General features: G+C 68.2%; 23 protein-coding genes. 9 read left to right on the top strand and 14 right to left on the bottom strand.

What is annotated here, in order from left to right; translation table 11 throughout:
* Position 1: 1 nt before the first annotated feature.
* Positions 2-322 carry a DMT family transporter gene (locus tag E1P53_RS03180; protein WP_131733814.1) on the top strand — a complete coding sequence of 107 codons (321 nt, stop codon included), beginning with the start codon at positions 2-4 and terminating at the stop codon, positions 320-322.
* Between the two features lie 129 nt (positions 323-451).
* Complete coding sequence (gene scpC, locus E1P53_RS03175; protein WP_181954797.1) at positions 452-1,993, top strand: succinyl-CoA:acetate CoA-transferase ScpC; 1,542 nt, start codon at positions 452-454, stop codon at positions 1,991-1,993.
* Between the two features lie 11 nt (positions 1,994-2,004).
* Here the strand turns inward: scpC and E1P53_RS03170 are convergent, their stop codons facing one another.
* The 6 genes from E1P53_RS03170 to E1P53_RS03145 all read right to left on the bottom strand — a co-directional run bounded on the left by E1P53_RS03170 (position 2,005) and on the right by E1P53_RS03145 (position 8,300).
* Positions 2,005-3,039, bottom strand: coding sequence for a YihY/virulence factor BrkB family protein (locus E1P53_RS03170; protein WP_131733450.1), 1,035 nt, complete (start codon positions 3,037-3,039; stop codon positions 2,005-2,007).
* Positions 3,040-3,170: 131 nt separating this feature from the next.
* Positions 3,171-4,487: an NAD(P)H-binding protein gene (locus E1P53_RS03165; protein WP_131733449.1), complete on the bottom strand. Its 1,317-nt coding sequence runs from the start codon at positions 4,485-4,487 to the stop codon at positions 3,171-3,173.
* A gap of 129 nt (positions 4,488-4,616) precedes the next feature.
* On the bottom strand, positions 4,617-5,054 hold the full coding sequence (locus E1P53_RS03160) for a nuclear transport factor 2 family protein (RefSeq protein ID WP_131733813.1): 438 nt from the start codon (positions 5,052-5,054) through the stop codon (positions 4,617-4,619).
* Between the two features lie 113 nt (positions 5,055-5,167).
* Entirely contained in the window at positions 5,168-6,358 is a 1,191-nt protein-coding gene (locus E1P53_RS03155) for a lipase family protein (RefSeq protein ID WP_230823597.1), read from the bottom strand.
* A gap of 211 nt (positions 6,359-6,569) precedes the next feature.
* Positions 6,570-7,145, bottom strand: coding sequence for a hypothetical protein (locus E1P53_RS03150; protein ID WP_006901762.1), 576 nt, complete (start codon positions 7,143-7,145; stop codon positions 6,570-6,572).
* A gap of 9 nt (positions 7,146-7,154) precedes the next feature.
* On the bottom strand, positions 7,155-8,300 hold the full coding sequence (locus tag E1P53_RS03145; RefSeq protein WP_131733447.1) for a zinc-dependent alcohol dehydrogenase: 1,146 nt from the start codon (positions 8,298-8,300) through the stop codon (positions 7,155-7,157).
* 162 nt (positions 8,301-8,462) lie between these two features.
* Here E1P53_RS03145 and E1P53_RS03140 point away from each other — a divergent pair, with 162 nt between their 5' ends.
* A complete protein-coding gene (locus tag E1P53_RS03140; protein ID WP_006901764.1) occupies positions 8,463-9,257 on the top strand; it encodes a hydroxymethylpyrimidine/phosphomethylpyrimidine kinase in 795 nt (264 codons plus the stop codon).
* A gap of 72 nt (positions 9,258-9,329) precedes the next feature.
* On the top strand, positions 9,330-10,811 hold the full coding sequence (locus tag E1P53_RS03135) for a flavin-containing monooxygenase (RefSeq protein ID WP_131733446.1): 1,482 nt from the start codon (positions 9,330-9,332) through the stop codon (positions 10,809-10,811).
* A 13-nt stretch (positions 10,812-10,824) separates the two neighbouring features.
* On the opposite strand, the gene E1P53_RS03130 is transcribed toward E1P53_RS03135, so the two are convergent.
* The gene (locus tag E1P53_RS03130; protein ID WP_131733445.1) at positions 10,825-12,033 is read right to left on the bottom strand and encodes a cation:proton antiporter; all 1,209 of its coding nucleotides are present in this window, start codon (positions 12,031-12,033) and stop codon (positions 10,825-10,827) included.
* A 73-nt stretch (positions 12,034-12,106) separates the two neighbouring features.
* On the opposite strand from E1P53_RS03130, the gene E1P53_RS03125 reads away from it, so the two are divergent.
* Positions 12,107-12,547 carry a DUF1622 domain-containing protein gene (locus E1P53_RS03125; RefSeq protein ID WP_109237063.1) on the top strand — a complete coding sequence of 147 codons (441 nt, stop codon included), beginning with the start codon at positions 12,107-12,109 and terminating at the stop codon, positions 12,545-12,547.
* 101 nt (positions 12,548-12,648) lie between these two features.
* Complete coding sequence (locus tag E1P53_RS03120; protein ID WP_131733444.1) at positions 12,649-13,437, top strand: thioesterase family protein; 789 nt, start codon at positions 12,649-12,651, stop codon at positions 13,435-13,437.
* A 13-nt stretch (positions 13,438-13,450) separates the two neighbouring features.
* Here E1P53_RS03120 and E1P53_RS03115 read toward each other — a convergent pair whose 3' ends face one another.
* The 6 genes from E1P53_RS03115 to E1P53_RS03090 form a co-directional block, all read right to left on the bottom strand.
* Positions 13,451-14,527, bottom strand: a complete 1,077-nt coding sequence (locus E1P53_RS03115) for a YihY/virulence factor BrkB family protein (protein WP_131733443.1) — start codon at positions 14,525-14,527, stop codon at positions 13,451-13,453.
* Positions 14,528-14,652: 125 nt separating this feature from the next.
* Entirely contained in the window at positions 14,653-15,378 is a 726-nt protein-coding gene (locus tag E1P53_RS03110; protein ID WP_109237066.1) for a lysophospholipid acyltransferase family protein, read from the bottom strand.
* A gap of 37 nt (positions 15,379-15,415) precedes the next feature.
* A complete protein-coding gene (locus E1P53_RS03105) occupies positions 15,416-16,459 on the bottom strand; it encodes an NAD(P)-dependent alcohol dehydrogenase (RefSeq protein WP_006901771.1) in 1,044 nt (347 codons plus the stop codon).
* A 141-nt stretch (positions 16,460-16,600) separates the two neighbouring features.
* A complete protein-coding gene (locus E1P53_RS03100; protein ID WP_131733442.1) occupies positions 16,601-16,966 on the bottom strand; it encodes a TraR/DksA family transcriptional regulator in 366 nt (121 codons plus the stop codon).
* Between the two features lie 34 nt (positions 16,967-17,000).
* On the bottom strand, positions 17,001-17,435 hold the full coding sequence (locus tag E1P53_RS03095) for a hypothetical protein (protein WP_342353772.1): 435 nt from the start codon (positions 17,433-17,435) through the stop codon (positions 17,001-17,003).
* A gap of 47 nt (positions 17,436-17,482) precedes the next feature.
* On the bottom strand, positions 17,483-18,991 hold the full coding sequence (locus E1P53_RS03090) for a protein adenylyltransferase SelO (RefSeq protein WP_131733441.1): 1,509 nt from the start codon (positions 18,989-18,991) through the stop codon (positions 17,483-17,485).
* Positions 18,992-19,075: 84 nt separating this feature from the next.
* Here E1P53_RS03090 and E1P53_RS03085 point away from each other — a divergent pair, with 84 nt between their 5' ends.
* A complete protein-coding gene (locus tag E1P53_RS03085; protein ID WP_006901774.1) occupies positions 19,076-19,831 on the top strand; it encodes a DUF6319 family protein in 756 nt (251 codons plus the stop codon).
* A 40-nt stretch (positions 19,832-19,871) separates the two neighbouring features.
* Here the strand turns inward: E1P53_RS03085 and E1P53_RS03080 are convergent, their stop codons facing one another.
* Positions 19,872-20,603 carry a lipase family alpha/beta hydrolase gene (locus E1P53_RS03080; protein ID WP_165484392.1) on the bottom strand — a complete coding sequence of 244 codons (732 nt, stop codon included), beginning with the start codon at positions 20,601-20,603 and terminating at the stop codon, positions 19,872-19,874.
* Between the two features lie 202 nt (positions 20,604-20,805).
* Here E1P53_RS03080 and E1P53_RS03075 point away from each other — a divergent pair, with 202 nt between their 5' ends.
* Both E1P53_RS03075 and E1P53_RS03070 read left to right on the top strand, forming a co-directional pair.
* Positions 20,806-21,600, top strand: coding sequence for a DUF1542 domain-containing protein (locus tag E1P53_RS03075; RefSeq protein WP_131733439.1), 795 nt, complete (start codon positions 20,806-20,808; stop codon positions 21,598-21,600).
* Between the two features lie 246 nt (positions 21,601-21,846).
* Positions 21,847-23,469 carry an HNH endonuclease signature motif containing protein gene (locus tag E1P53_RS03070; protein ID WP_131733364.1) on the top strand — a complete coding sequence of 541 codons (1,623 nt, stop codon included), beginning with the start codon at positions 21,847-21,849 and terminating at the stop codon, positions 23,467-23,469.
* The last annotated feature ends 19 nt before the right edge of the window (positions 23,470-23,488 follow it).

The raw sequence follows: 23,488 nt of genomic DNA, 5'->3' as shown, positions 1-23,488 counted from the left end.
GATGGGTTACCTGTTCCTCGCCCTCGCGATCGTGTCCGAGGTCAGCGCGACGCTCGCCCTTCGGGTGGCGACGAATGGCCGCAGCAGCTTCTACGCCCTGGTCGCCGTCGGATATGCCATGGCCTTCGCGGCGCTGACGATCGGACTCCGGTTGGGCCTGCCGCTCGGCGTCGCTTACGGGATCTGGGCCGCCACCGGGGTCGCTGCGACCGCGGTCGCAGCGCACTACCTGTTCGACGAGCGACTGACGCGGCGGATGATCGCCGGGATCGCGGTCATCGCGATCGGCGTGCTACTCGTCGAGCTCGGCGCCGTGCACTGATACCCGGCCGCCGAAATCCGACAAGTCGGTCGATCGACCAGCTCACGCGCCGCCCTATACCATGCCGAGCGAGACATGTCTCGGTTATCCGTGATTTTGATCATCGAGGCGGGGCCCTATCCTGAGCGGGTGCCCCCCACAGTTCGCAGTTCCGCCTCGTCGGGACGAATCCGTAGTGCCGCGTACGCGTCGAAGGTGATGTCGGCCGCCGACGCAGTGAAGTTCATCCAGTCCAACGACACCGTCGCGATCAGCGGTTTCGCGAGCGCTGGTACGCCGAAGGTGATCATCCCCGCCCTCGCCGACCGCATCCGTCAGGTACGGGGCACGGGCGCCAACTTCACCATCAACCTGCTCACGGGAGCGTCGGTATCTCCGGACACCGAGCGTGCGCTCGCCGAGATCGACGGCATCGGCCTGCGGATGCCATATCAGTCCGAGGCGACCGCCCGGAAGAAGATCAACGAAGGCCGCATGGACTACGTGGACATCCATCTGTCGCACGTCGCCCAGCAGGTGTGGACGGGTTACTACGGAACGGTCGACGTCGCCGTCGTCGAGGTGTCGGGGGTCACCGAGATGGGGGAGCTGGTCCCGTCCGCGTCGATCGGCAACAACAAGACCTGGCTCGACGTCGCCAAGAAGGTCATCCTCGAGGTCAACTCATGGGTGCCCGAGGGCGTCGAGGGCATGCACGACGTCTACTACGGGACCGCGCTGCCGCCGAACCGCAAGCCGATCCCGCTGACCCGGGTGCAGGACCGCATCGGTCAGCCGACGTTCCGCGTCGACCCGGACAAGGTCGTCGCCGTCGTCGAGACCAACCATCGCGACCAGGCCAGCGCGTTGACCCCGCCCGACGAGGTCAGCGAGGCGATCGCCGGTCACGTCCTCGACTTCTTCGACTACGAGGTCCGCAACGGCCGGCTGCCCGCGGACACCCTGCTTCCGCTGCAGGCCGGCATCGGCAACGTCGCCAACGCCGTCCTCGGCGGCCTCGACCGCGGCTCGTACAAGGGTCTGACCTGCTACTCCGAGGTCATCCAGGACAGCATGCTGCGGCTGATCAAGGACGGGACCGTCGCGCACGCGTCGTCGACCGCACTGGCGCTGAGCGAGGCCGGCATCGAGGAACTCAACGCCAACATCGACTTCTACCGCAACCACATCACGTTGCGCCCGCAGGAGATCAGCAACCACCCCGAGGTGGTCCGGCGGCTCGGCGTGATCGCGATGAACGGCATGCTCGAGGCCGACATCTACGGCAACGTGAACTCGACGCACGTGATGGGCACCAAGATCATGAACGGCATCGGCGGCTCGGGCGACTTCGCCCGCAACGGCTACGTGTCGATGTTCCTGAGCCCGTCGACGGCCAAGGGCGGCGCGATCTCGTCGATCGTCCCGATGACGCCGCACGTCGACCACACCGAGCACGACTCTCAGGTCCTGGTCACCGAGCACGGGCTGGCAGACCTCCGCGGCCTGTCACCGCGGCGCCGCGCCCGGCTGATCATCGACAAGTGCGCCCATCCGGAGTACCGGCCGATGCTGCACGACTACTTCACCCGCGCGGAATCGCTGCCCGGGGCCGGACACACCCCGCACATCCTCGGCGAGGCGTTCAGCTTCCACCAGCGGTTCTGCGAGACGGGTTCGATGCGGCTCTGACGCGGTCAGCCCTAGTCCGATGCGTTCTCGGCGGCCCGGTCGGGAGAGCCCTGCGAGTCTGAACCACCGGAGGCCTGGTCCGGGTTCTCCCGGGGATTGTCGAAGGTGACGTCGATCTCCTGGAAGCCCTTGTTCCGCTGCGCGCGTGCCTGCGCCGAATAGGCGCGCTCGTCACCCTTGGTGAGGATGACGTTGTCGGTGAACGGCGTCAGCAGCGACCGGGGGTAGAGGTGGTCGACGCGCACCACGTTGGCCTCGAGGCAGAACATCAGCACGATCGACGTGACGTAGAGAAATGCGAGCAGGCCGAGCACGATCGCGAACACGCCGTTGGTCGCGCTCGCGTTCGCGATGACCCGCTCGACGTAGACCGCGCCGAACGTCTGGATAGCCTGCCAGCACAGAGCAGCGGCGAAGGCTCCCGGGAACACGTCGCGGATCGACAGGTCGCGCGCTGGTCCGAACTGGAAGGCGATGGTGAACACCCCGGTGTTCAGGATCACCGAGCCGAGGATCGCGAACCAGCGGTTGGCGACACCCAGGTCGAGGCCGGCGGCGAAGCCGTTGACCACCGTCAGCCCGACGATCGCGAGGCCGACGGTCGACAACAGCACCATGCCGCGCAGCCTGACGAGGATCGGATCGGGCCGTTCGTTGCGGGGAACCGCCCAGATGACGTTCATCGCGTTCTGCACCGCGACCGCGACGCCCAGCCCGCCGTAGAGCGCGATCAGTCCGCCGATGATCAGCGTCGGGACACCGCCCCCGAGTTTCTCCGGCTCGCCGAGCTCCGCGCCGATGACCGGGATCTGGCTCATCGCCGAGTCGAGGATCCGCTCCTGCAGCGCCGGATTGTCGGCGAGCACGATGCCCAGGATCGTCGAGAACAGCAACAGCAGCGGGAACAGCGAGATGAACGCGTAATAGGTGCACATCGCGGCCAGGTACGCGCCCTGGTCGTCGAAGAACTTGTAGATCACCGCGAGCGGGTAGCCGGTCGCCGGGTGGCGACGTTGGAAGTCGTCGATACGTCCCGACAGCGACACCGCTCACCTTCTGCTCGTCTCCCGCCCACCCCGACCGGCGTGCGAGCGCGGCGGGGCGGCACCCACCGGTGCGGCGGGTGTGCTGACCTTAACCCGTGCTTCGATGCGTCGGCCGCAGGGCCGGCGACGTGTCAGCGGAACGGGTTCGCCGCCGGCACCCCGACGGCGCGGAGCGGCCGGCCGAGCTGCCAATACGCGAGTCCGGCCAGACCGCGCGGGAAGAAGCGGGTGGTCGTGGACACCTCGAGGCGCCCGGGGCCGAGAGTGCGCAGTCGATGGTCGACGAAGCCGACACCGAACGCGTCGTCGTGGGCCCGGAACCGGACCAGGTCCGGCTCGTTCTCGACCACCGGCACACCCTGGCCGCGAAGGCTTTTCCACACGCCGTCGACCGTGCCGGCCTCGATCGTGGTCGAGGTCTCCTCGAACACCGTCTCACCCGCCCACTCGGGGTCGGACGGGATCGGCTCGGCTGCCGGCCGATGTGCGGTCACGTCGCTCCAGCTCGCGCGGGCCGCACCGGATTCGATCCGCTGCAGCGTCGCGCGGATCGCCTCGCGATACGGCGTCGGCCCGCCCGGCGGCGGCGGGATGATCTCGTCGACGTCGCGGTTGCGGCAGACCGCGTCGCACTCGAGCGATTCGATCAGTGGGCGGGCGACGTTGCCGCGGATCGGGGTCACCAGACGAACCCACCGGCTCGCGACCGACGGGGTCAGGAAGGGGAGTACCACCATGACCCGGCGCCGCAGACCCGCCTCCTCGGCGTAGATCTGCATCATGTCGCCGTACTCGAGCATGTCCGGGCCGCCGATGTCCCACGTCCGCGACCCCGGTACGTCGGCGGTCGCCGCCTCGACCAGGTAATGCAGTGCGTCCGCTACGGCGATGGGCTGGATCTCGTTGCTCACCCACCTCGGAGTGGTCATCGCGGGCAGACGGTCGGTGAGGTGGCGGATCAGCTCGAACGAGGCCGACCCCGAGCCGATCAGGGTGCCGGCCTGCAGCGCGACCGTCTCGACCGGTGAATCGATCAGGATGTCGCCGACCTCGGCCCGCGACGCGAGGTGTTCGGAGAGCTCGGTGCCCTCCGGATGCAGCCCGCCGAGATACACGATGCGGGACACGCCGCAACGCGTGGCGGCGTCGACGACGTTCTCGGCAGAGTGCCGCTCCTCGGCGGCGAAATCGCCTGCGGTGCTCATCGAGTGGACCAGGTGGTACACCACGTCGACGCCCTCGAAGGCGGCGACGAGCGAATCCCGGTCCGACAGATCACCTCTCACGACCTCGGCGTTCGCATCGTCGGTCCACGGCGCCGCGGAGAGCTTCGACGGGGTGCGGGCCAGGGCGCGTACGCGGTGGCCGCGGTCGAGCAATCGGGGCACCAAGCGGCCGCCGACATAACCGGTGGCGCCGGTGACCAGGCAGGTTCGGGTGTCGTCCACAGAACTCCTCACGTCATGGGGTGGATACCTCAGACGCCGGGAGCGTGAAACATCGCTCGTCGCTCGTCGCTTGCATCGCCACCGGATCGTTGCCTGCGGGACACGACCGGGTGACGACGGGACAGGGGGTCAGTCGCTGTTCGCCTGCAGCGGCGAATTGACGAACCAGAGGCTCTCCTCGAGCAGGCGCCTGCTCCTCCAGCCGGTCTCGGTCCGCACCATCGAATGGTGGTAGTTGCCGCCGCAGGTGCTCAACTCCGTCATCCCGGCGAACTGCATCGGGTTGTAGAACATCGCACGCACCTCGGCCCGGTCGCCGTCGAAGCGGTACTCGATGTTGGTGATGAAATGCTGACTGACGGTGACGAACGCGAAACTCTCCTCGAGCCACGCCGCGATCTCGTCGCGGCCACCCGCCTTGCCGAACGGGGCGGAGGAGTAGTCCACCACCGCGTCCTCGGTGAACACCGAGCGCCACAGATCCCAGTCCTTCGTGTCGACCGCACGGGAGTAGCGGTAGAGCACATCGGCGATCTCGAACCTGTCCGCGATCTCCTGAACGTCCATCATCCTCCGATCCGAGGCGTCAACCGACGAGGCGACTATAGGCACCCTGCGGGGTCGTGCGGGCTGGTTCGCGAGTGACCGGCTCGCGCGGTCGTCCGCGCGAGCCGGCGGGTTCACCGCCCGAGAGCGGCTGCCTTCTCGTTCAGCCAGGACAACGCCCGGAGTTCTCCGACCATCCCGATGCCGTGCCCGAAGAAGGTGCCGGGCAGGAACAGCGGGAGGTGCTGGGTCTCCACCGTGACGTCGGCTCCCTTCGCCCGCCAGGAGCGGACCATGCGGTCGGTGCCGAGCGGGTCGACGACGTCGTCGCCCCGGTTCTGCGACACCAGGACGGGCATCTTCGGTGCGACGCGACCCAACCGCTGCTCGTCGACCGCAGTCCGGAACGGTTCCTTGTCCAGGTAGGCGCGGATGGGACGACCGTCCTTCGTGTAGAAGGTGGTCGGCACGAACGGCAGCATGCGCATCACGTCGAAGACGCAGTAGGAGTTGACATCTCGCAGCACGCTGCGACCGAGCTGGTTGAACACCGAGAGGAACGCGTCACGGTGCTGCGGGTAGGCGGCGATGAACCCGTTGACGACCCATCCGACGCCGCCGCCGAGCAGGCTGCCGTCACCGAGCCTGGCCAGATCGGCGAGATCGGGTGCCGGGGCTCCGGCGAATGCGGCGAAGACCGGCAGCTCCGGCGCGTAGGACGCGGCCAGCTCGGCCGCGGACCCGGCGGCGAAACCGCCCTCGGAGTAGCCCCAGAAGGCGACCGGCGCCGTCGCGCTGACCCCGAACCTCGGGTTCCGGGCGACGCGGGCCATGTCGATCATCGAGGTGCCCAGGGAGCGGCGGTTCAGGTACGGGTGATCGCCCGGTGTCCCGAGGCCCTCGTAGTCGGTCATCGCGACCGCATACCCGTTGGCGAGGAGGACCCCGATCGCCATCTCCTCATACGCCTGCCCGTACCGCAGGAGCCGCGACGGGGCGCACTGGTCACCGGCGCCGATGGTGCCGGATCCGACCACGACGAGCGGGCGGTCGCCCTTGCCCTTCCACGGCTGCCGCGGGACCAGGACGCTGCCGGTGACCGGGGTCGGGCGATTGCGCGCGCCGGTGCTGGTGTACATCACCGTCGTCGTCCGGGCGTCGATGTTCGCGCCCGTGTAGGGGATGACGGCGGCGTAGGACGGCGCCGAACGGATCAGCGAGCCGGGCCGGGTGTCGAACTTCTGCGGCGGCTTGTAGAAGGCGTCCCACGGATCCGCCGACCCCGGCCCGGTTCCGAGGACGCTCGCCGCGACCGCGACGAGCAAGACTGCGAGCAGAGTTGACCAGCGCTTATGGCGAATTTCATGTCGGTCTCGCAACGAAAGGCCGATTTCACGGCGCGATGAACTACCCCCGTTGTACATGCGTCCATATAGAACGATCGATCGGTCGTTTGTCAGCGGATTCGGAAAAAAACCCAGCTCGCCGCCGTCGTTCGACGCGAGGGATGTGAGCCCGCGGGTCAGAAGACGTGCTCTATCGGCGCCTCGCGCCCCGCACCGCTGCGCGTCCCGCGAGACCCGCGACCACGGTGGCGGCGACCCACGGGCCACCGACCAGGATCGGGTCGATCCAGGCGTGATTGTTGTCGGCCCGCTTTGCGCCCACTCGGGACGACCACCCGTGGTGGGTGAGTTCCGCTTTCACCCCGGTCTCGGTGATCGGGTTGTCGGGCCGTCCCTCGGCGAAGGACCGCACATGGGCCTCGGTCGCGGCCACCCGGTCGGCGGCGAGCAGGATCAACCAGTGCGCGGCGCGCGCCTCGCTGAACCGGTACGCCCTGCGGCGCACGATCCCGGACAACCCGCCCATCGGAGTCGACGTCCCGAACACCGGCGGCAGGAAGGCGTGTTCGTTCGAGCGTTCCCGGCCTTCGCGACCCGGCTGCTCCTCCGGCACCTGCCAGTGGACTCCCGGCGCCGGACCGACCGGGAGCTCCTTCGGCACGGCGGGCCGATCCGCGGGATCGGCGTCGACACCCCAGCCCGGGATGCGCTCGACGAGAGCCGAGGTGTCCGGGTCGTTCGGACGGTCTGCAGGGTATGCGGGCATCGAATCCTCCTAGCCCTCGGCGACGATGATGGGTTTGACACACCCGTCGAGCTTGGACGAGAAGATGTGGTAGCCCTCGGCGATGTGTTCGAGCGGGATTCGGTGCGTCACGATGTCATTCGGCTTGAGATAGCCGTTGCGGATGTGGTCGAACAGGCGCGGCCACTGCCGCTTGACCGGGCACTGGTTCATGTTGATCGTGAGCCCCTTGTTCAGCGCGTCGCCGAACTTGACGGCGCTGAAGATCGGGCCGTACGCACCCATCACGGAGACGGTTCCGCCTTTCCGGACCGAATCGATCGCCCAGTTGAGGGCGACCGGCGACCCGCCCTGGAGCTTCAACTTGGCCGCGGTGACGTGTTGGAGGAAGTTCCCGTCGGCCTCGGCGCCCACGGCGTCGATGACCCGGTCGGCGCCGATGTTGTCGGTGATGTTCTTCAGGTGGACGACGATGTCGTCGTACTCGGCGAAGTTGTAGGTCTCCGCGAAGGCGAACGACCGCGCCTTCTCCAACCGGTATTCCAGATGGTCGATGACGATGACGCGTCCCGCGCCCATGAACCACGCCGATCGTACTGCGTACAGTCCGACCGGTCCTGCGCCGAAGACGATGACCGTCTCGCCTGGCCGGATGTCGGCCAACTGCGCACCGAAGTATCCCGTCGCGAGCGCATCGGTGAGCAGTAGCGCATCCTCGGGATCCATCCACTCCGGTATGACGCTCGGTCCGACGTCGGCGAACGGAACCCGGACGAACTCCGCCTGCCCGCCGTCGTAGCCACCGCAGGTGTGCGAGTATCCGTAGATCCCGCCCACTGCCGTCGCGTTCGGATTCACGTTGTGGCAGTTGGAATACAGCCCTCTCGCACAGAAGTAGCAGGTGCCGCAGTACACGTTGAAGGGGACCATCACCCGGTCGCCGACCCGGAGGTTCCGCACCGACCCGCCGACCTTCTCGACGACGCCGATGAACTCGTGACCGAAGGTCATGCCGGGCCGGGTGTCCGGCATCATCCCGTGGTAGAGATGCAGGTCCGAACCGCAGATCGCCGCGTGCGTGACACGCACGATGGCGTCGTTGGGATGCTCGATGCGAGACACCGGTTTCTCCTCGACGCGCACTTTGTACGGTCCGCGGTACACCATTGCACGCATCGTGTCGGAGGTCCTCGGCGTCATGGGCGGCGGTTACCCGCACCTGGTCCTCACAAACCTGCATGCGATCCGGTCACATCGGCACCTCCTGACCGATCGCCACGGCCGGTGACGGTGTAGAAATGGACGCGGTCATGTGGAGGACCGCGAAAGGAACGAGCAATGTCAGTCGTGTCGTATGTGATCGCCGGATCCGAGGCCACCGGTGGCGCCGGGATCCAGGCTGACCTGCGCACCTTCGCCCAGCTCGGTACCTACGGGGTCGGGACCATCACCTGCATCGTCTCGTTCGACCCGAAGGCGGGATGGGGGCACCGCTTCGTCCCGGTCGACGCCGGCGTCATCGCCGACCAGATCGAGGCGGCCACCGTCGCGCATGAACCCGAGGTCGTGAAGATCGGCATGCTCGGAACGCCCGCGACCATCTCGACGGTCGCCGAGGCGTTGTCCTCCCGGACGTGGCGCCACGTCGTCGTCGACCCCGTCCTGATCTGCAAGGGCCAGGAGCCCGGTGCCGCACTCGACACCGACAACGCGCTCCGCGCCGAGATCCTCCCGCTGGCCACCGTGGTGACCCCGAACCTGTTCGAGGCGGCGACCCTGGCCGGGATGGATGAGCTGACCAGCGTCGACGACCTCGCCGAGGCCGCGCGGCGCATCGCCGACCTCGGCCCGAGGTACGTGGTCGTCAAGGGCGGCGTCGGCCTCCCCGGCGACGAGGCGATCGACGTCTTCTTCGACGGCACCGACGTCACCATCCTGCGAGCGCCCAAGGTCGGCGACGAACGCGTGTCCGGTGCGGGCTGTGTGTTCGCGGCCGCGACCACCGCGGAGCTCACCAAGGGCGCCGAGGTCGTCGACGCGGTCCGCAAGGCCAAGGAGTACACGCACGCCGGCATCGTCGGACGCCTGTCCTCGACCGCGCCGTTCGACGCCGTCTGGCACGGACAGAAGTAGGCCGGCGACCCGGTCTCCCCGGGCTACGGCATGCTGTAGGCAGCACCACCGCCGTCCAGCCGGGAGGAAAAGGTGACCGCACCAACCCCAGACGCCGTCGACGTCCTGATCATCGGGGCGGGGATCTCCGGGATCGGAGCCGCGCGCTATCTGCGGACCGAGCACCCGACCAAGACGTTCGCCATCCTCGAGGCACGTGCCGCCGCCGGCGGCACCTGGGATCTGTTCCGCTACCCGGGCATCAGGTCCGACTCCGACCTGCACACGTTCGGCTACGAGTTCAAGCCGTGGACGGACAAGCAGGCGATCGCCGACGCCCCGCGGATCCTCGACTACCTGAACGAGACCATCGAGGAGAACGGACTCGCCGACCACATCCGGTACCAGCACCGGGTGGTCTCGGCGGCGTGGTCGTCCGACGAGGCGCGCTGGACCGTCGACATCGAACGCACCGACACCGGCGAGCCGGTCCGGATCAGCGCGCGGTGGATCTTCTGCGGTTCGGGCTACTACGACTACGACGAGGGGTACAGCCCCGATTTCCCCGGGCGAGATCGCTTCCGCGGGACGATCGTGCATCCCCAGCACTGGCCCGAGGATCTCGACTACAAGGACAAGCGTGTCGTCGTCATCGGCAGCGGCGCGACGGCGGTCACCCTCCTGCCCGCGATGGCCGACGACGCCGCGCACATCACCATGCTGCAGCGCACGCCGACCTATATCATCCCGCTGCCGCGCGAGGACGCGATCGCGAACACGCTCAAGAAGGTGCTCGGCAACGAGCGCGGGTACGCGCTGACCAGACAGAAGAACATCCTGCAGCAACGGGTGCTGTACGAGTTGTGCCAGCGTTTCCCGGGCCCTGCGCGACGAGTGATCCGCAAGATCAACGAATCGCAACTGCCCGAGGGCTTTCCGGTGGACACCCACTTCAACCCGCCCTACAACCCGTGGGACCAGCGCCTGTGCGTGGTGCCCGATGCCGACCTGTACCGCGCCATCCGCGCGGGCAAGGCGTCGGTCGTCACCGACCGGATCGAGACGTTCACCGAGACCGGTATCCGACTGGAGAGCGGAACCGAGCTCGAGGCCGACATCATCGTCACCGCAACAGGCCTCAACATCAAGATCATCGGCGGCATCGAACTGACCGTCGACGGGAGGCCGGTGTCGTTGCCGGACACCGTGGTGTACCGCGGGATGATGCTGTCCGGCGTCCCCAACTTCGCGCTGGCGATCGGATACACCAACGCCTCGTGGACGCTGAAGATCGGCCTCATCTGCGAGTACTTCTGCAAGTTGCTGCGCCACCTGGATGCTCATGGTTACGACGCGGTGTGGGCGGAGGCCGACCCGGCCATGCCGACACGGCCCCTGCTCGACTTCGGCGCCGGCTACGTCCAGCGCGCGCTCGATCGGCTCCCGAAGCAGGGACCGAAGGCGCCGTGGCTGATGTCGATGAGCTACTACACCGACCGTCGCCTGCTCCGCGGAGACGTCGCGGACGAGAACCTGCATTTCGCCCGGGCTCGGCAGCCCGAGATGGCCGACTGAGCCCCACTTGACGTCAGCCGCCGGGTGGCGACGCCTCGCGGCGGCCGAGTCTCTCGACGATGAGACCGACGCCGATGCCGTGGAGGACGACACTGCCGAGCACGGTCACCGTCATCGCGTACAGGGCGACGTTCGCGAACATGCCGTCGAGATCGTTGAACGCGAGCAAACCGAACACGATCGAGGCCGTACCCCGGGGGCCGAACACCCCGAGGAGCATTCGATCCCGCCGGCCGATGTCCGAACGCACGAGCGCCAGGTACACGGGCACGATCCGCAGCACCGTGAGTGCGGCGACGGCGAGCACGACGATCTCCCAGATGAACCCGAGCTCGAAGACCAGCACACACGTGCATCCGAAGACGAACCACATGGTGAGTGAGGCAAGTGCCCCGACGTCGTCGACGAGGCTGAGCTGCGCCTCGTCCGGCGTGTTCGTGCGTGCCGCCTTGTAGGCGATCCCGCAGACGAACGCCGCGACGAATCCGTTTCCGTCCAGCTCGACCGAACAGCCGTAGGCGAGGATCGGGATCAACAGCAGACTGATGCGGACCGACTGGGCGGTGGCGAGTCCCCGGCGTTCGGAGAAGTTCGTCAGCCTCGCCGCGAAGAACCCGATGAGGCTTCCGACCAGGACCGCCCACAATGCCGCGGGCACCGCGTCCTCGAGCGCGGCAGCGGGGGAGGCGGCCTTCGCGTGGTCGCCTGCGAGTGCGAGGGCGAAGACGAAGAACGGCGCCACGATGCCGTCGTTGTAGCCGCTCTCGACCGCCAGGAGATGTCGCACCCGCTCCGGGACGCGGCGGTCCCGGACCAGCGAGGAGGTGGGCGTCAGGTCCATGGGTATGACCACGCACGCGATGAGCAGCGCGAGTCCCACCGACATCGACGGCACCAGCGCCAGCCCGAGCAGCATGCAGGCAGCCACCGACAGCGGCATCGCGATGAACAACAGCCGCAACGACGTTCCGCGCTCACCGGCGAAGAATCCGCCGCGCACCTCGATGGCGTCGACGAAGAGCAGGATGGCGAGGATGAGCTCGACGACCGGTTCGGCGATGTCGGTGTCGAGTGCCGTACCGATCGGATTGCTCGTCGCCAGACCGATGACGACCCCGGTGATCACCATCGGCACCGCGCCGGAGACGCGAAAGCGCGCCAGTGTCCCTGCGACGAAAGACCATCCGATGATCACCACGATGCCGATCAGTACGGACGCCATCGACGAATCCTAACCCGGCAAACCGGCCACTTCAGCGGTTGCGCGCAAGGCCGGATGCGTAGGGTTCTCGAGCATGAGCTTCGAAGAGGTGTTCAACGGGGTCGCGATAGCGTTCGAGGCGCTCGGCGCGTTCGCGATGATCGTCGGGTTCGTGATCGCGATCGTGCTCGGAGCCCGTGTCCTGTCCCGGAAAGAGGGCGGCAACGAGGCTTATCAAGTGCTGCGCACGACGATCGGCTCGGGAATCCTGCTCGGCCTCGAGATCCTGGTCGCCGCCGATCTGATCCGCACGATCACGTCGAAGCCGTCCGTCGAGGAGGCCCTGATCCTCGGCATCATCGTCGTGATCCGGACAGTGCTGTCGATGTCGATCCAGATCGAGATCGAGGGCACCCTGCCGTGGCGGCGGGCGCTGCTCACCAGTGGGGGCCAGATGTTGGGCGAGGCGGTCGCCCGTGACGTCGCCGCATCGCGGGCGTCGAAGGGCGAGGACCAGGCGGAGCCGCGACCCTGACGGCGTGACGGGCGGGCCACCACTGTTGCCTATGCAGACCGGCATAGCGTAGCGTTCGACGCGTTATATCGGTCGTCATAGTCGCGTGAGGATGTCCAGCCATGCCCACACTCGCCGAAGTCGTCTCGGGCTTCGACCCGCACGCCGAGTTCGTCGTCCCCGGTGAATGGACGCAGGGCCGCACCGCGTACGGCGGGCTCACCGCGGCGCTCGCGGTCGTCGCCGCACAGCACACCGCCGGCGATCCGCTGCCGCCCCTGAAGTCGGCTCATTTCCTGCTCAGCGCGCCGGTGGTCGACACGGCGACCTTCACCGCACGCCGCCTCCGCGAGGGCAGGTCGGCCTCGAGCGTGGCGGTGGAGACCGTCAGCGGGGGACAGGTGGCCGCGCACGCCTCGCTGATCTTCGCCCGACCGCGTCCCAGCGCGATCGAGCATGACCACATCGGCGCCCCGACCGTGCCGGCCCCCGACGAGTGCCCGCCGTTCGCCGACGCCGACGCGCCGCTGCGTCCGGCATTCGTGGACAACGTCGAGATGGTCCGGGCCGGGGGAACCGTCCCGCTGGCGAACGACGGCCCACCGCGTTTCCTGGCGTGGGTGCGGCATCGCGGCGCCGAAGGCGTCGACCCCACGATCGCGCTGGTCGCGCTCGCCGACGCGATGCCGCCGGCGACCACCGCGGCCTTCACCGAGTGGGCGCCGGTCAGCACGATGAACTGGACCATCCACGTCTGCACCGACGAATTGCCCAAGCCGACCGACTGGATGCTCCTCGAGTCGTCGAGCACGTTCACCCGCGACGGGTACTCACACCAGGCGATGACCCTGTGGGACAGCGACCTCCGTCCTATCCTGCAAGGTTCTCAGACGGTGGCCCTGTTCGCCTGACCGCGGCGGGCCGTCAACCGCGGGACTCGCGGAGGGCGCGGCCCTGCTCGACGAACTCCTGGTCTTTCTTCGCGTTCTTGTCGGACACCTTCGTGTCCCGGGGCGGTAGCTGGAGGTGTTCTTCCGCGGCCATTCCCGCCTGGAGTTGCCGCCCCCGCTCGAGTTCGGCGTCGAACTCGGCTCCGAACAGCAGGGCGAGGTTGGTCAGCCACAACCACAGCAGGAACACGATGACCCCGGCCAGCGCGCCGTACGTCTTGTTGTAGCTGCCGAAGTTGGAGACGTACAGCGCGAAGGCCGCCGACGCGAGAATCCAGGTCAGGATCGCGAGAACCGCACCCGCACTGATCCACCGGAACCTCGGCTGCTTCACATTCGGCGTCGCCCAGTACAGGACGGCGACGATCACGACGACGAACACCAGCACGACCGGCCAGCGCGCGATGTTCCACACCGTGAGCGCCGTGGACCCCAGGCCGATGGTGTCGCCGATGGACTGCGCGATCGGACCGCTGACGGCGAGCATGAGGGCCACGGCCGCGGCGAGGATCAGGGCCACCAGGGTGACGAGAAGCATCGCGGGCCGCAGCTTCCAGGTCGGTCGGCCCTCGTCGACCTCGTACATGCGGTTCATCGCACGCCCGAAGGCTCCGACGTACCCCGACGCCGACCACAGCGCGCCGGCGAGACCGAGGACCAGGGCGAGACCGGCGCTGGGCGCGTCCACCAACTGTTCGACCGGACCGCGGAGCGTGTCCACCGCCGACGACGGCCCGAGTTCGTCGATCATCTGCATCACCGCGTCGACCGTCTTCTCGCCCTGGCCGAAGACGCCGAGCAGCGACACGAGCGCGAGGAGTGCGGGGAAGAGCGAGAGCACCGAGTAGTAGGTGAGCGCCGCGGCGAGGTCGGTGCACTGATCACGGCCGAACTCCCGCGCCGTCTTCTTGAGCACGAACATCAGCGACGGTTTGGTCAGGTCCGTCGGCGACTCGGGCTTGCGGGGATCGTCGGGATCGGCGAGCTCGGGGGCGTCGCGGACGTCGACGTCACCGGCCTTCGGATCATCGGGCTGTCGATGCTCTGGCATGCCCCGGTGTAGCCGCCCGGCCGGGTGGCCAAACACGGCCGCCCCGGGGCTCGCTCATGGACGGCCGCGCGCCGGCGGCCGTCTGCAGCCCGCGGCTCCGCAGCCGCAGCACGCCGCGGTACGGCTCAGGCCGCGTGGTAGACGTCGTCGACGACGTGCTGGAGGTCGCCCTGGATGATCCGGGTCAGGGATGCGGGCGTCTCGTCGCGGAAGCGGGAGAGGTCGATCGGCTCGCCGAACTCCACGACGGGGCGTCCGCGGTCGTCGTCGGGGTAGGCGATACCCGCGGACACCAGGGAGATGTCCAGACCGGCTCGCAGGGCGCGATGGGCGATGTGGCCGATCCCCGTGCCGAGCTTCTGCAACCGGGTGACATCGCCGTCGTTACAGGTCCCCTCCGGGAAGACGGCGATGCTGTCGCCGCGCTTCATCCGGTCGACGCAGACGCCGAACATCTGACCGGCGGCGGCCGCCGCGGCACGGACGCCGTGATCCTTGGGTCGGAACACCGGTATGCCGCCGAGCGTGTCGATCTTGCGCCGCTGCTCGGGGTCCTCGAACAGTTCGTCCTTCGCCAGCACGCGCATGTGGCCGATCCGCCGCCGGATCGGGGAGCGGAAGCCGGCGGCCGCGAGCACGAGCGGATCCCGCTCGGAGACATGGTTTGCCGCGATGAGCAGGGGGTTGCCGCTGCGTGCCGCGCGCACCAGGCGATCGCGGGATGCGAACTGCACCACCGGGCGGATCCTGGCCGCGAGCATGCCGTACATCAGCTTCGCCCGAAAGCGATCCTGCTGATGCTCTCGGTAGTGCTCGTACACCGCGTCGGACCGGGCCAGATCTACGTCCATCTAAGTTACGGTACCGTAGGTTAGGGTTCGAGACCATTCATTCCGGCACGACGACGGCGCGTCCGCGCAGTTCATTGGCCGCAAGCCGCCGGTACGCCTCGAGCCCGTCGTCGAGCGAGAACCGTTCGACGGCAACCTTCAGCACCCCATCCCGAGCGAGGTCGAGCACCTCGATGAGCTCCTCGCGCGCACCCCAGTAGGGTGCGCGGACCGACACCTCGAACGGCTGCGTGAAGAACCCGACCTTCGCGGCTGCGACACCGTCGCCGATGCCGACGATGACCACGTCGCCCATCGTGCCGACCATCCCCATCGCGGCGTCGAGGGTGGGCTGCAGGCCGACGAAGTCGAAAACGGCTGTCGCACCCTCGTTTCCGGTGATCTTTCGAACGTTGGTCACCGCGTCGGCGTCACTGCGCACCACTTCGTGCGCACCGTTCTCCCGGGCGAAGTCGAGCTTCTCGTCGGTGACGTCGAGAGCGATGATGCGCGCAGGGGTCAGATGGCGGAGCAACTGGATGCCGACGTGCCCCAGACCGCCCACGCCGATGACCACCGCGGTGGTGCCGCCGACGAGCTTGGGCAACGTGGGCTTGATCGCGTGATACGGCGTGAGGCCCGCGTCGGTGAGCGGCACGGCCGACACCGGGTCGAGGTCGCCGAGGGGAACGAGGTGGCGCGGGTCGTCGACGAGCATGTACTCGGCCATCGCCCCCGGGTTCCCCAGTCCGGGCGGCGCGATGCCCAGTTCCGCGGCGCGACTGCAGTAGTTCTCCAGGCCTCGTGAACAGAAGTGGCACGTCCCGCATCCCCACGGGCCGTACACCGCTACCGACGTGCCCTCCGACAATCCGGTGACGCCGCTCCCGACGGCTGCGACGACGCCGGCACCCTCGTGGCCGAGGGTCATGGGAAGGGGATAGGGAAATCCCTCCGCCGGGAGATTGAGGACGAAATCATCCGAGTGGCAGGCGCCTGCGGCGGTGACCTCGAGCAGCACCTGCCCCGGACCGGGTTCGGGCTTGTCCACCTCCCGCAACTCCGGCGGGCTCTGCGGCTTGACGATCTGGATGGCTTTCATGCGCATACCTTTCGATCAGGCGGACCGGGTCCACCTCCTCTATCTACTCGCGTACCGGTCCGACCGAGGACCGCTCGGCAGAACTGGGCATGATCTGGCGGTTGGCGTACGGGATCGGCGAATCTTCTCGGGCTGTCCGGCTCACCATCGACGCGACGAGTTCTTCGCCGCGCATCTCACGCATTGCCGTGCGGCGGGCAGGACCTCGAGGCGTTCCGCGCCGATCTCCTCGCCACAGGTCTCGCAGCGTCCGTAGGCGCCGCGACCGAGACGCTCGAGCGCGGCGTCGATCTCCTCGAGACGCACGCGCGACCGTTCGAGCTGTGCCACCAGCTGGCCGCGCTCGACGGCGAGCGTCGTGCCCTCCGGATCGTGTTCGTCGTCGGAGGCCGAGTCGGCGGTGGCCTCGATGACCGACGCCAGGCGGGCCGACATCGACTCGATGAGTTCCGATGTCCGCGCGCGCTCGGCGATCAGCGAGGCCTCGGTGTCGTCGGGATCGGTCATCGTGGAAGGCGCCGTACGAGATGGGGTCGCGCGGTCACGCGTGCACGTTTCGCAGGCCGACCGCTCCGCGCAGGCCCGAGCAGTTGACGCAGCCCACACATCCGACGCAGTTCCGGCAGCGGAAGCATCCGATGCAGCCGGCGCATCGGATGCAGAATGCGCTCGCCACCGTTCCCGCACTACCGAGAACCGCGAAGCTCAGCAAGGTGCCGAAACTCGACGCCACGAGGGCGCTGCCGGCTGTGACGGCCGATCCCATGACACCCGCACTCGCCGCGGTCCCGGCCGACGAGCTGACCCCTGCGCTGAGCGTCGTCGCCGCCGACGCGGCCACCGCGGCGCTCCGGACGGTTGCCGCCGATCTGGCGACCGCCACGCTCGAGGTCGTCGCGACCGAACCGACCACCGAGGAGGAAGTCGCCGTGGAGGTATGGACGGTCTTCGCACGGTCTCGAGTGAGCAGTCGCATGGGGACCATCATCTCTCAGCCGACCCTGGCCGCACGGACTTTCGACCTCAGGTGCCGCAGAACGTCTGGAAGGAAGACGCGAACTCCTCGGGGGCCGGGGTCGTGTACCGGACCCACTCGACCCTGCGGTCGAACGGATGGGTGACGACATCCAGGAGCTCGTCGAACGGGCCCATGTCCCCGTCGGTGGCAGCGCGCAGCGCCTCGTCGACCCGGTGATTGCGCGGGATGTAGAGCGGATTGACGCGGTCCATCGCGTCGGCGGTCGACGCGTCGTCACGGCCGTGCTCGGCGAGAGCGGCCCGCCATCGCGCGATCCACGGGGCCGACCGCTCGCGGGGCAGAATCGCATCGAGCGGGCCCGGGCGACCACGCAGGTCCTCGGCGAGCGCCCGGAAGGTGCCGGTCCAGTCCGCCCGGTGTTCGCCCATCAGGGCGAGGAGATCGTCGATCAGGTCGTGCTCGACGAAGGTGTCGGCGAGGCCCACCTTCGCCGACAGTCCCGCGTTCAGATGCTGCTTGTAGCGCGCATCGAACGACGACAGGACGGCCGTCGCCACGGCGACCGCCTCGTCCGGCGTGGGCGCGACGAGTTGCAGGAGCGTCTCGGCGAAGCGGGCGAGATTCCACTTCAGCACGCCGGGCTGGTTACCGAAGGCGTAACGACCGCCCGAGTCGATGGAGCTGAACACCGCCGCGGGGTCGAACGCGTCGATGAACGCACACGGTCCGTAATCGATGGTCTCGCCGGAGATCGTGGTGTTGTCGGTGTTCATCACGCCGTGCACGAAGCCGACCAGCATCCACCGGGCGACGAGGGCGGCCTGCCGTTCCACGACCTCCTCGAGGAACTTGACGTACCTGTTGCCGCCGCCGGAGACCGGGAGCTCGAGGAGATCGGGATAGTGCCTCGCGATCGCGTAGTCGGCGAGCGGCTGGAGCAGTTCGCCGACGCGGACCGCGAGCTCGAAGGTCCCGACCCTCAGGTGGCTCGACGCCACTCGGGCGAGAACCGCTCCCGGCTCGGGGCCGGACCGATGCACGTCTCGACCGGTGGCGACCACCGAGAGCGACCGCGTCGTGGGTATGCCGAGCGCATGCATCGCCTCGCTGACCAGGTACTCGCGCAGCATCGGTCCCACGACCGCGAAGCCGTCGCCGCCGCGGGAGAACGGTGTCGGGCCGGAGCCCTTCAGCTGTAGATCGACCCGGTTCCCGGCCGGATCGCGCAGTTCTCCGATGAGCAGGGCGCGCCCGTCTCCGAGAAGCTGCGCGTAGTTGCCGAACTGATGACCCGAGTACGCGGTCGCCACCGGCGTGGCGTCGGCGGGAGCAGCCGAACCGACCAGGATCGCGATGCCGTCGTCGGACCGCAGGGACTCGACGTCGAGCCCGAGTGCGACTGCCAGAGGTTCGTTGAGCACCAGCAGTCTCGGGTCAGGGGCCTCGACCCCCTGCCAGGCGACGGTCAGCCGGCTCAGCTCGTCGGCGAAGGTGCTCTCGAAGCCGGCCAGTGCCGTGCTGGTTCGGGCGGGGGAGGAGTCGTGTGCGGCCACACTTCGAGCGTAACCACAGCATCCGCGTCGGGAGCGGTCGCAACCATCCGCCCACGGCCCCGCGAATCGCACGCATGTGCGAATATGGAACCCGTGAACGCTCAGAGGAAAGCCGGACTCACCTCCGACGACCTGCACTCACTGTCGGCGGGGCTCGACGCCGGCAAGCGGGTCACCGTCTACCTTCGCGACCCGATCCCGGCGCTCGGCATCGACGCCGGGACCTCGGCTCGTGTGATCTCCGTCGACGGAACCACGGTCACGGTGCGTCCGAAAGGTGTCGACGACCAGCTGCCGTTCGAGGCCGACGAACTCCTGCTCCACCGACCGTCGGCGTCCACGTCCACCCGCTCCCGCGCGTCGAAGGCCACCACCGCTGCGCCGGCACCGTCCGCGAGTCCGCGTGCGACGCCGAAAGCCGTTGCCTCCGAGCCGCCGACGAAGCCGGCGCCCACCGATCGACCCGCGACGACTGCCCCGGACCGTTCTCCGGCCGCGGCCACCACGAGCACGAAACCCAAACCCGCACCGGCGAAGTCGACCAGGCGCGGCAAATCGACTCAGGCGCCGGTCAGCGTGACCGTTACCTCGGCAGGCGAGAGCACATGGACGGTGACGGTGTCGCACGGCAGCAAGAAGGGCAAGGCCACCGAGGTGACCGCTGATCGAGTAGCCCGTGCCATGCGGGAACTCGGTGACGAGACGGCGATCGCGGCCGTCGACGACGTGATCGAGAGCGCCCGAGTCGCCGCCCAGCAGAAGATCGACGAGTTGACCCGCGAACTCGAACGCGCGAAGGCCGCGCTGGCTCATCTCGACGCAGGGACGGGCGAGAACTGAAGCCCTCGACGGGTGGGCTGCCCCGGGATCCGGGCGGCCCTCAGGTCACCGGTAGGTCGACGATCTCTCCTGGACATCCGTCGTTCAGTGCCTGCCGCACCATCGCGATGATCCTGGGATTGCGCGGTTCGTCCATATGCGGCCCTCCGTCGATCCCGTCACGCACACAGACCCCGCCGTCGAGGTGGCGGTTGCGTTGTCCGCCGGCTGCAGGCGGGTCGTCGATCGTCCTCAGCGTGGTGTAGGCGACGCTTCCCGGCGTGTCGTCACCTCGGTTCAGCGCACGCAGGAACGGACTCGTCGGGCACATGTCGTCACCCGTTCCCGGCGGGAGAAGGCATGCCGGGCGCCAGCCGTACTGGCCGGTGCCCATCGACACATAGTGTTCGACATGGGCTGTGCCACCGAGGAATTTCAGATAGTGACGGGCCGCAAGACCGCCCATGCTGTGACCGACCAGGTCGACCTTGTGCCCCGGCTGCCCGGAGCGCGCCTGTGCGACGACGCGGGCGATCGCAGCGGCATTCTCCACGTTGACGTCACCGGGCAGATCGACGACGTGGACGGGACGGCCGTCGGCCGCGAGCGCACGCCTCATCGGCTCGAAGGTGGCCTTCTGCGGCGGCAACAGCCCGCCCGCGGTCCAGCCGTGGATGAGTATCACCGGATTTCGCGTCGGTGCCGCGACAGCGGTGGCCGCGACGATCGCGACCGATGCGATCGCCGCGATGGTCACGAGAGCGAGGCACAGGCGTCGGACGGGCTGCGTCATTTGACCTCCACGAGGTTGGCGTCGCGTCCTCCGGTGGTCTGCTCCCAGACTCACACACTGTCGAGCCGATCGACCCGTACACCGCGGTGACATTCGAGCGCGAAACCCGCAGGAGTGTCGTCGGTACGCTCGGAGGTGTCCGATTCGTGACGGGGCGGAGGCTTTCGCCGGCCGGAGCGTCGGGAACCGAAGGAGCAAAGCCATGGATGCACTGATCTTGCTGGCGGTTGTCGTCATCGTCGTCGGCGTGGTGTTCGTCGTGCAGCAGCGGTCGACGGCCAATACCGCACGAACTCTCGACGACGCCAAGGCCGATGCACGGCAGGCGATCGAGCGTCTCGGCGGGCAGGTGTACATGCTGGTCGGCGACAACCCTGCATCGAAGCAGGCACTGGCCGACGCGTCCGAGCGATTCACCGCCGCGTCATCGCAGATCGAGCAGGCCAACTCGCCCGCGCAGGCACGTCTCGCCAAGCAGACAGCACTCGAGGGCCTGTACTACGTCCGGGCCGCACGGACCGCGATGAATCTGGATCCCGGCCCACCGATCCCGGAACTCGAGGGCCAGCGCAGCGCCGGTGCCGTCACCGAGCATCGGAAGGTCGAGTTCGAGGGACGACAGGTCGAGGCGTCGCCCGAGCCGTCCGACAAGACCCCGAACTACTTCCCGGGCGGTCGGGTCGCGGGGCGCCCGGTTCCTGCCGGCTGGTACTCCGAACCGTGGTGGCGACCGGCACTCGTCGCCGGAGCCTGGGGCATGGGCTCGATGCTGCTGTTCTCGTCGCTGTTCTCCGGCATGGCCGGAGTGCCGTACGACGCGCAGGCCTTCGAGAACGGCGTCGGCGACGGCTCCGAGGGCGGTTTCGGCGGCGGGGGAGACGAATTCGGTGGCGGCGATGCCGGCGGCGACGGCGACTTCGGCGGTGACGCAGGTTTCGACGGCGGCGGCTTCGGCGGCGATGGGGGAGGCACGGACTTCGGCGGCTTCGACTTCTGAGTCGCGTTCGAGTCCCCTCCGCCCGAGGATTCGTTCGGCGGCGCCGTTCCATCGACCCGCGCCGCAACGGGGAGTCCGGCGGGGAACAACGAGAGCCCGAGAGCGCCTCTGATTCACGCTGGACGCGAATCACACTGCCGGATACGCACATTCGCTTCATCAGCCTGTGGAGAAGCTCCCCGAGTGTCCGACAGCACGAGGTAGTATCGAACATATATTCGATCGGCGGACTGTGGGGTGGTCGTCATGACCGAGACAACATCGGTCGACGCTCCTTGCGATGCTGTGGCGATCGTCGACGAGATCCACCGGCTCTGCGCCGCGCTGCAGCGGGCTGAGCTTTCGACGTTGACCGATGCGCAGGTGGAGTATGTGGCCGCCGAAACCGAGCGCGCGAGAAACCGTTTGGCGTTCGCCGGTGATCAGCAGGTGGTGGAGGTCGCCGCCCGCGATCTGCCGCGTAAGACCGGCCGGCGCAACATCCTGGCCTACATGCACGATGTGCTGCGGATGACCCGGCCGGGCCGGCGTCGGACCCGCGTGCAGGCCATCGCGACGTTCATCGACCTCACCGGCCAACCCCTCGAACCCGAAAACCCGACACTGGCTGCAGCATTCGCCGACGGACGCGTCGGCCCCGATCACGTCCACGCGGTGATGGACGTGCTCGATCAGATCCCCACCGCAATAGCCCATGACGTGACGGCTGCTGCCGAACGGACGATGGCCGAGTACGCGACCTGGATGACACCACCGGAGATCGAGCGTGCCGGCGCCCGCCTGCTGGCACACCTCGACCCCGACGGGGTCTTGACCGACCTCGAGGACCGCAGACGACGCCGCAAGCTCTGGATCAACCGGCAACGCGCTGATGGCACATCGAAACTCACCGCCACCCTCACCCCAGAACTGCGCGCACGCCTGGCGACGTTCTTGGATGTGTGGGCGCGCCCCGGGATGAACAACCCCAACGACCCCGACTCACCGACCGGGGCGATCCAGGACGCCGACCCCGAGCGGCTGGAAGCCGCTGCGCAACGGGATCTGCGTACCCCGGCACAGATACAGCACGACGCCCTCAATGCACTGCTGCAAGCGGTGTTCGACGACGGGTTGCTCGGCAAAACTCATCGGGGGTTGCCCATCCAGTTGATCGTCAAAGCCGACCTGGCAGATCTGCAGCGTGCGGCCGGGCTGGCGGCCACCGCTGATGGCACCCTCATCGACATCGAGGGCCTGATCTCCATGGCCGGCCGGGTGGAGCCGTGGCTGGCGATTTTCGTCGATGCCACCGCCGCACCGCTGTATCTCGGACGCGGCAAGCGTCTGGCGTCGATGGAACAACGCCTGGCGTCCTTCGCCCGTCCCGGCGGCGACACCTGCTCCGCGCCCGGTTGCGATGTGCCCGCAACGCGTGTGGAGATGCACCACGCCCATACCGACTGGGGTGACGGTGGTGGCACCGACATCGACAACCTCGCCCCAGCCTGCACCCGCCATCACCACATGATCGGCAACCGCCCCGGCGACTACACCACCCGCATGATCGGCAGCGGACCCGACGCCGGGCGCTGCACCTGGCAACTCAACACCGCACCCGGCACACCACCCCGACGCCCACGGATCAACCGAAAACCCGACATCGGCCACCGATTCCGACACATCCTCACCGAGACCCGCAACAACATCCACCCCACACCTGACAAGCCCGACCAGCGCAGGGCACCCGACCAACACGGACAACCCGAACCCGGGCCGCCCGACGATCCGCCACACCCACCACGGTTCCACTACACCGACCTGCACAACGCCACACCGGCCGAACTCGCGCTCTACGCAGCGCTACTCGACCACGCCTACCCGAACTGAGGCGCCGTCGGCGGTATCG

The organism is Gordonia paraffinivorans (assembly GCF_900683595.1).
Lineage (GTDB): Bacteria > Actinomycetota > Actinomycetes > Mycobacteriales > Mycobacteriaceae > Gordonia > Gordonia paraffinivorans.
The sequence above is the reverse complement of the archived record's forward strand: the minus strand, read 5'-3'. Positions and strand labels throughout refer to the sequence as shown.

Bases quoted from the DNA above. Each gene is read 5' to 3' on its own strand.
- E1P53_RS03150 (WP_006901762.1), bottom strand. From the start codon at position 7,145: ATGCCCGCATACCCTGCAGACCGTCCGAACGACCCGGACACCTCGGCT.
- E1P53_RS03070 (WP_131733364.1), top strand. From the start codon at position 21,847: ATGACCGAGACAACATCGGTCGACGCTCCTTGCGATGCTGTGGCGATC.
- E1P53_RS03105 (WP_006901771.1), bottom strand. From the start codon at position 16,459: ATGAAAGCCATCCAGATCGTCAAGCCGCAGAGCCCGCCGGAGTTGCGG.
- E1P53_RS03180 (WP_131733814.1), top strand. From the start codon at position 2: ATGGGTTACCTGTTCCTCGCCCTCGCGATCGTGTCCGAGGTCAGCGCG.
- E1P53_RS03160 (WP_131733813.1), bottom strand. From the start codon at position 5,054: ATGGACGTTCAGGAGATCGCGGACAGGTTCGAGATCGCCGATGTGCTC.
- E1P53_RS03115 (WP_131733443.1), bottom strand. From the start codon at position 14,527: ATGCCAGAGCATCGACAGCCCGATGATCCGAAGGCCGGTGACGTCGAC.
- E1P53_RS03085 (WP_006901774.1), top strand. From the start codon at position 19,076: ATGGAACCCGTGAACGCTCAGAGGAAAGCCGGACTCACCTCCGACGAC.
- E1P53_RS03145 (WP_131733447.1), bottom strand. From the start codon at position 8,300: ATGCGTGCAATGGTGTACCGCGGACCGTACAAAGTGCGCGTCGAGGAG.
- E1P53_RS03120 (WP_131733444.1), top strand. From the start codon at position 12,649: ATGCCCACACTCGCCGAAGTCGTCTCGGGCTTCGACCCGCACGCCGAG.
- E1P53_RS03075 (WP_131733439.1), top strand. From the start codon at position 20,806: ATGGATGCACTGATCTTGCTGGCGGTTGTCGTCATCGTCGTCGGCGTG.
- E1P53_RS03125 (WP_109237063.1), top strand. From the start codon at position 12,107: ATGAGCTTCGAAGAGGTGTTCAACGGGGTCGCGATAGCGTTCGAGGCG.
- E1P53_RS03100 (WP_131733442.1), bottom strand. From the start codon at position 16,966: ATGACCGATCCCGACGACACCGAGGCCTCGCTGATCGCCGAGCGCGCG.
- E1P53_RS03080 (WP_165484392.1), bottom strand. From the start codon at position 20,603: ATGACGCAGCCCGTCCGACGCCTGTGCCTCGCTCTCGTGACCATCGCG.
- E1P53_RS03130 (WP_131733445.1), bottom strand. From the start codon at position 12,033: ATGGCGTCCGTACTGATCGGCATCGTGGTGATCATCGGATGGTCTTTC.
- E1P53_RS03140 (WP_006901764.1), top strand. From the start codon at position 8,463: ATGTCAGTCGTGTCGTATGTGATCGCCGGATCCGAGGCCACCGGTGGC.
- E1P53_RS03095 (WP_342353772.1), bottom strand. From the start codon at position 17,435: ATGCGACTGCTCACTCGAGACCGTGCGAAGACCGTCCATACCTCCACG.
- E1P53_RS03110 (WP_109237066.1), bottom strand. From the start codon at position 15,378: ATGGACGTAGATCTGGCCCGGTCCGACGCGGTGTACGAGCACTACCGA.